The sequence below is a fragment of the Sulfuricurvum sp. RIFCSPLOWO2_12_FULL_43_24 genome (genome assembly GCF_001829605.1).
Classification (GTDB): Bacteria; Campylobacterota; Campylobacteria; order Campylobacterales; family Sulfurimonadaceae; genus Sulfuricurvum.
Window position 1 is genome coordinate 24,891 of record NZ_MIBT01000010.1, and the last position, 6,962, is coordinate 31,852.

Annotated in this window: 8 protein-coding genes; 5 read left to right on the forward strand and 3 right to left on the reverse strand. The window is 46.3% G+C overall.

What is annotated here, in order from left to right:
* Positions 1 to 68: 68 nt before the first annotated feature.
* The 5 genes from gpmI (at position 69) to accA (ending at position 4,972) form a co-directional block, all read left to right on the forward strand.
* A complete protein-coding gene (gene gpmI, locus A3G19_RS00920; protein ID WP_015652768.1) occupies positions 69 to 1,544 on the forward strand; it encodes a 2,3-bisphosphoglycerate-independent phosphoglycerate mutase in 1,476 nt (491 codons plus the stop codon).
* Positions 1,545 to 1,643: 99 nt separating this feature from the next.
* Complete coding sequence (fabG, locus tag A3G19_RS00925) at positions 1,644 to 2,387, forward strand: 3-oxoacyl-ACP reductase FabG (RefSeq protein ID WP_015652769.1); 744 nt, start codon at positions 1,644 to 1,646, stop codon at positions 2,385 to 2,387.
* A gap of 83 nt (positions 2,388 to 2,470) precedes the next feature.
* Complete coding sequence (gene acpP, locus A3G19_RS00930) at positions 2,471 to 2,701, forward strand: acyl carrier protein (protein ID WP_015652770.1); 231 nt, start codon at positions 2,471 to 2,473, stop codon at positions 2,699 to 2,701.
* Between the two features lie 105 nt (positions 2,702 to 2,806).
* Complete coding sequence (locus A3G19_RS00935; protein ID WP_015652771.1) at positions 2,807 to 4,024, forward strand: beta-ketoacyl-ACP synthase II; 1,218 nt, start codon at positions 2,807 to 2,809, stop codon at positions 4,022 to 4,024.
* A gap of 12 nt (positions 4,025 to 4,036) precedes the next feature.
* Positions 4,037 to 4,972: an acetyl-CoA carboxylase carboxyl transferase subunit alpha gene (gene accA / locus A3G19_RS00940; protein WP_015652772.1), complete on the forward strand. Its 936-nt coding sequence runs from the start codon at positions 4,037 to 4,039 to the stop codon at positions 4,970 to 4,972.
* A 9-nt stretch (positions 4,973 to 4,981) separates the two neighbouring features.
* Here the strand turns inward: accA and A3G19_RS00945 are convergent, their stop codons facing one another.
* From A3G19_RS00945 to rpe, 3 genes are all read right to left on the reverse strand, one after another.
* Positions 4,982 to 5,773, reverse strand: coding sequence for a 3'-5' exonuclease (locus A3G19_RS00945; RefSeq protein ID WP_294870119.1), 792 nt, complete (start codon positions 5,771 to 5,773; stop codon positions 4,982 to 4,984).
* Entirely contained in the window at positions 5,770 to 6,357 is a 588-nt protein-coding gene (locus A3G19_RS00950; protein WP_294870121.1) for a phosphoribosylanthranilate isomerase, read from the reverse strand. The genes A3G19_RS00945 and A3G19_RS00950 overlap by 4 nt, the downstream gene beginning before the upstream one ends.
* The coding region (gene rpe / locus A3G19_RS00955; RefSeq protein WP_294870123.1) for a ribulose-phosphate 3-epimerase at positions 6,354 to 6,962 on the reverse strand (609 nt) is incomplete at its 5' end. The genes rpe and A3G19_RS00950, both read right to left, overlap by 4 nt.

Sequence of the window (6,962 nt, forward strand, 5' to 3'; positions counted from 1 at the left end):
ACAAAATTGTAAAGCAAGTGACATTTTAATATAATTAGTCAAAAGTTTGATTAATCGAAGGAGCCAATTTGAGTAAAAAAACGGTTTTAGTCATTACTGACGGCATCGGCTACTCTCAGAAACGTGAATATAATGCTTTTCACGCGGCCCATAAGCCGACGTACGATCAACTGTTTCGTGATGTTCCCCATTCACTGATCGATACCTTTGGGCTGAGTGTCGGTCTCCCTGAGGGACAGATGGGCAACTCTGAGGTAGGACATATGTCGATCGGAAGCGGTCGGGTATTGTATCAGGACTTAGTCAAAATCTCTCTGGCTCTCGAAGAGGGAACGTTTGAGAATAATAGTGTTTTTGCCTCATTACTCAAAACCAGCAAGCGGATCCATTTGATCTCTCTTTTAAGCGACGGTGGTGTTCATTCGCACATCGATCATTTGATGGGAGTCGTGGAGATTACTGCCGAAGCGGGCAAAGAGGTATGGCTCCATCTGATTAGCGATGGGAGAGATGTGGCCCCTACATCGGCAAAACTCTTTTTGCATACGGTCAATGCACACGGCTATCCTAACGTTAAGATCGGCTCATTGGGCGGGCGATTTTTTGGAATGGATCGTGATAATCGCTGGGATCGTGTTCAAAAGGGCTATGATGCAATCGTATGTGCCAACCCTAAAAGTGAACAAAGTGTTGCCGATTACATCGAAAATGCCTATGCTGCCGGTGAGACCGATGAATTTATCACCCCTACGGCTTTTGAAGGATATGACGGATTTAAAGAGAGTGATGCTGTTTTAATACTCAATTTCCGAAGCGATCGGATGCGTGAGCTGACAACGGCTGTGGGCGATTCTGCGTTCAACGGATTTAAGCGGGAATTTGTACCGACTCATTTGGCGACAATAACGCAGTACGACAAAAATTTCCCTTATCCGGTGCTGTTTCCTAAAGATGCGCCGATCAATACGCTCGCTGAGGTCATCTCTAAAGCAGGTTTACGACAGCTTCACACGGCAGAGACCGAAAAATATGCCCACGTTACTTTTTTCTTTAACGGCGGTATCGAAGAGCCGTATGAAAACGAAACACGGGTACTGATCCCAAGCCCACAAGTGAAAACCTATGATATGCAACCGCAGATGTCCGCTCCTGAAGTAGGTAATGTTGTGCTTAAAGCGATGGATGAAGGGGTTGATTTTGTGGTCGTTAATTTCGCAAACGGCGATATGGTCGGGCATACCGGAAACTTTGAAGCAGCGGTTAAGGCGGTTGAGGCCGTTGATGAAGAGCTGGGACGGATTGTCGAAACAGCACAAAAAAACGGCTATGCAATGGTTTTGACCTCCGATCACGGTAACTGCGAAGAGATGCGTGATGATGCGGGCAATACCCTCACGAATCATACGGTCGGAAAAGTATGGTGTTTTGTGATGGCAGATGGGGTGAAGCAGGTTCATCCGGGCGCACTGAATAATGTAGCACCGACGGTTCTCAAACTGATGGGGCTTGACATTCCATCCGAGATGGATGGGCCGCTGATTTAGTATATCATTAGGCTTTTTCGTCATCCTGAACTTGATTCAGGATCTCAAAGATTGCGGATCGGGTCCGCAATGACAAAACTTTACAACATAAGGAAACAGATGAAATTCACAGGTAAAAATGTATTGGTAACAGGTTCAAGCCGAGGAATCGGTGCGGAAGTGGCAAAAGTATTGGCGGGATACGGTCTTAAAGTATGGATCAACTATCGCAGCGGTGCGGCAGCGGCAGACGCAGTCAAAGAAGCGATTGAAGCTGAAGGCGGATGTGCGGCGGTGATCGGTTTTGACGTTGCGGATGAAGCGGCGTTTGTCGATGCGGTGAAAACCATTGTCGATGCGGACGGTGAACTCTCTTATCTTGTTAACAATGCGGGAATTACAAACGATAAATTGGCGCTTCGTATGAAGGCCGAAGAATTTACGAGTGTCATTGATGCAAACCTTACTTCTGCATTTATCGGTTGCCGTGAAGCGATGAAAGCGATGCGCAAACAAAAATTCGGAAGCATCGTCAACATGGCCTCAATCGTAGGTGAAACCGGGAATGCGGGACAAACCAACTATGCCGCATCCAAAGGGGGAATGATCGCGATGACCAAAAGTTTTGCGATCGAAGCGGCAACCAGCGGCATCCGTTACAACTGTATCACTCCGGGCTTTATCGCAACCGATATGACGGATGAGTTAAAAGAGGAAGTAAAAGCGGCCTTTACGGCAAAAATCCCGATGGGACGTTTCGGTGATGCAAAAGAAGTGGCGGAAGCAACGGCGTTTTTGCTTAGTGATCATGCGAGCTACATTACCGGAGAGACCCTCAAAGTCAACGGCGGGATGTTTATGTAGTACTAGGTTGGGAGGTCTATTTTGCCTCCTTAAGCTAAATATGGTATAATTTGCCGATTTTATTCATAGGAACAGGAGCTATTATGGCACTTATCGACGATATTAAAGAAGTAGTGGTTGAGCAACTCAGCGTAAACCCGGACGAAGTTAAAGAGGATTCTAAATTCGTAGAAGATCTTGGCGCTGACAGCCTTGACGTTGTTGAATTGGTAATGGCTCTTGAAGAGAAATTCGATATCGAAATCCCTGATGACGAAGCGGAAAAAATCCAAACTGTTCAAGATGTCATCAACTACATCCAAAGCAAAAACTAAAACCATTATCGAGGTTTTGCCTCGATAGTATCAATCTAACAATATGGTCTAAGAGTTTGGCTTAATGGAGCCAAAGTTTCAGACCATCCACCATCAGGAGAGAATGTGAAAAGAGTAGTAGTAACCGGAATGGGAATGATCAATGCAGTTGGTCATGATAAAGAGAGCTCATTCAAAGCAATTTGTGAAGGTGAATGCGGGATCGATATGATCACGATTTTCGATGCTTCAACACAAAGTGCGCAAATTGCCGGTGAGGTCAAAAACTTCGATCCTGAATCGGTTATGGATGCAAGAGAGGTTAAAAAAGCGGACCGTTTTATCCATTTGGGGATTAAAGCGGCGCAAGAGGCGATGGCAGATGCCAATTTTCCGGAAGGGTTTGATAAAGAGCGTTTCGGTATCGATGCAGCATCGGGTATCGGCGGTCTTCCATCGATTGAGCGCAACTCGATTATCCTCGAGACCAAAGGGCCTCGTCGTATCTCTCCATTCTTTATTCCGGGTGCATTGGTCAATATGCTCGGAGGATTTATCACGATCGATCATGGTTTGCAAGGGCCGAATCTTTCTGCGGTAACGGCATGTGCGGCGGGGACTCACGCTATTAGTGAAGCGGCAAAGACGATTATGATCGGCGGTGCGGATCAAATGCTCGTGGTTGCGGCTGAATCGGCGATTACCGGTGTCGGTATCGGCGGATTTGCTTCGATGAAAGCGCTTAGCACCCGCAACGATGATCCAAAACACGCATCACGTCCGTTTGATGCGGAACGTGACGGATTTGTTATGGGTGAGGGAGCGGCTGCATTGGTACTCGAAGAGTATGATGCGGCAGTGGCTCGCGGAGCACGTATTTATGCTGAGCTTATCGGTTTCGGTGAAAGCGGCGATGCGAATCATATTACGACTCCGAGTCTTGAAGGGCCGTTACGTGCCATGAAAGCGGCATTGAAAATGGCGGGACATCCGAAAGTCGATTACGTCAATGCCCACGGAACAAGCACCCCTACCAATGACAAAAATGAAACTGCGGCGCTTAAAATCGCATTCGGTTCCAAAGAGAACTGTCCTCCGGTAAGTTCAACCAAAGGTCAAACGGGTCACTGCCTCGGTGCAGCGGGTGGAATCGAAGCGGTTATCAGTATTATGGCGATGCGTGATGGTATTATCCCTCCAACCATCAACTACGTAAACCCTGATGAAAACTGTGATTTGGATATCGTTCCGAATGTGGCACGCAAAGCAGAGCTGAATATCGTTATGAGCAACTCATTTGGATTTGGCGGCACTAACGGTGTCGTTATTTTCAAAAAAATATAAGAGGGCAAGCCGTTGGCTACCTATTTAGATTTCGAACAGACTATTCGTCAAATCCAAGAAGAGATCATTGCGGCAGAAGTACGCTATGATCACCATGCAGTAGAGATTCTGAAGCAGGATTTGGACAAAGAAGTTCAAAAAACCTATGCTAATCTTTCCCCTTATCAAGAGCTTCAGCTCGCGCGTCACCAAGACCGCCCGTATGCGCTTGATTACATCAATCTCCTTTTGGATCAAAAATATGAGATTCACGGGGATCGCCATTTTCGTGATGACCTCTCTATCATCTGCTATATCGGAACCATCGGTGATGAACGGGTAATGGTGATCGGTGAGCAAAAAGGGCGCGGAACCAAAAACAAGCTTAAACGCAACTTCGGTATGCCGCATCCTGAAGGGTATCGGAAAGCTCTCCGCGTGGCAAAAATGGCCGAGAAATTCAATATCCCTTTGTTGATGCTGATTGACACTCCGGGCGCATACCCAGGGCTTGGTGCTGAAGAACGTAATCAAAGTGAAGCGATTGCCCGTAATTTGCTCGAACTCTCTAACCTTAATACGATTACCGTATCGGTTGTTATCGGCGAAGGGGGAAGCGGTGGAGCATTGGCTATCGGTGTGGCCGATCGCCTTGCGATGATGCGCTACTCCGTATTCAGTGTTATCTCTCCAGAGGGGTGTTCGGCTATTTTGTGGAACGATCCGACCAAAGTGGAAGCTGCAACCAAAGCGCTTAAAATCACCTCTGCCGATCTTAAAGAGCTTGATTTGATCGATGATATTATTGATGAACCTCTAATCGGGGCACATCGTGATAAAGAGGGTGCTGTCCGTGCTCTTAAAAACTATTTTCTGGGTGAAGTGTCAAAACTCAAAACTTTGAGTGATGCGGAACGTCTGGAAAAACGTTACAACCGTCTTGTCGGAATGGGCAGATTCAGCGAATAAGGTTAACCCTTATTCCTCTACTTTTATTTTCTTCTCTTCTTTTTTTACTTTTGGTCTTTTTAACCGTTTTGCCTCTTTTGAAAATGCGATCAGCTCTTCTGTGTTGTGGATAGTATGGGGGATGAGTGTCAGTGTCCGTTTGAGGAGCTTTGTGGTTGTCATTGCATCGGAGAGGGCTCGATGGTGGGTGGCATCTTTATAGAGCTCTAATTGTTCGTTAAGATACTTGAGACCGTAGCGTTCACTCTCGATGGTTCGTTCGGCTAAATCAATCGTACACAAAGAGCGGTTGAGCAGTTTTTGAAGGCCCACCCGTTCCATCATGCCGGAGACAAAATTATAATCGAATTTGGCATCGTGACCGACAAATACGGCATCGCCTAAAAAGAGACGGAATTCCCGCATGACCTTTCCCATCACGGGCGCTTTTAGGGTTTGTTCCACCTTGATACCGGTGATTTCTTGAATCTGATCCGATATAGAGTTGCAGTAGACCAAGCTTTCATAGGTATCGAGTATGCGGCCGTTTTGAAGCTTGACGGCTCCGATTTCGATAATTTGGTCACGTGAGGGTTTAGAACCGTTGGACTCGACATCAACGATGCAAAAAAGGGTATCATCAACACTGGTAACGGTACTTTCAAAGAGGTAAACATCATTGTGCAGTGCAATGTTCATCCCCTGTGCTTTTAACAGTTCAAGGGTAAGTTCACTCTCCATACCTAAAGAATCTTCAAACTCTTTTTTTGGGATACCGTTTTTAGAGAGTCGAGAGAGGGTTTTGGGATCCGATAGTGTCACTCTTTAGCCTTTTGGATAAAAGCTTTAACACGCTGAGGATTTTTTTTACCATAAGATGCTTCGACACCGCTGCTGACATCAACACCGTAGAAACCGTACGATTTAAGACTTGCCACGTTATCTGGGTCAAGCCCTCCGGCAAGGATAATTTTAGAACAATCAATCCCTTCAAACCATTCGATATTGAGCCGTTTACCGCTTCCGCCAAAACTTTCACAATACGCATCAATCAGACGGTATTCATCGGTATGGGTGAGGATGTCCTCTCGTTTTTTGGCACGCACAACACGCAAAGAGGGGAAATCTACCTGAGTAAAAAAATCGTCTTCGACATCGAAATGGATCTGTGCCAAGGTGCAACCGCTTAAGAGGCAGGTTTCACGAATCACTTCAGGAGTTTCATTGACAAAAAGGGCTACCTTTTCCACGAAGGGGGGGAGCATTTTGATGATGGAACGAGCATCTTGAGGAGTGATATAGCGGGGTGATTCAGGATAAAAGACAAATCCGAGTGCATCGGCTCCCGCATCAATAGCTATATAAGCATCTTCTAGATTAGTAATCCCGCAGATCTTGACTTTCATACTTTTAAGCTGTCAATCGCGGTTTTAAAATCCTCCGCCCCAAAAACATAACTGCCGGCGACACAGATATCAACTCCGGCTTCTTTAAGCAGTTGGATGTTTGAACTACCCACTCCACCGTCGATTTCGATCAAACACTCGGGGTTAATACGATCTCGCAACGCTTTGAGACGTTTGATTTTATCAATCACGGTTGGGATGAATTTTTGTCCTCCGAATCCCGGATTAACCGACATGACCAAAACCATATCCAAATCACCCAAAAGATACTCGATCGCTTCGGCGGGAGTATGAGGGTTTAGAACGATAGCGGGTTTGATCCCCAGCGAGCGGATATACTGAATAAGGCGGTGAGGATTTTTTTCCTCTTCGATGTGAAAGGAGATGTATTGCGGTTTTAAGGGAGCGAAGAGGTCAACAAAAAAAGTGTTGTTCTGCACCATCAGATGGATATCGAGCGGTTTTGTCGCAGCTTTTGCGATAGCATTGACGACGACCGGCCCGATGGTGAGATTGGGGACAAAGTGTCCATCCATCACATCAACGTGTACCAAGTCACACCCTGCGTCACAAATGGCACGGACATCACGCGCTAAATTACCGAA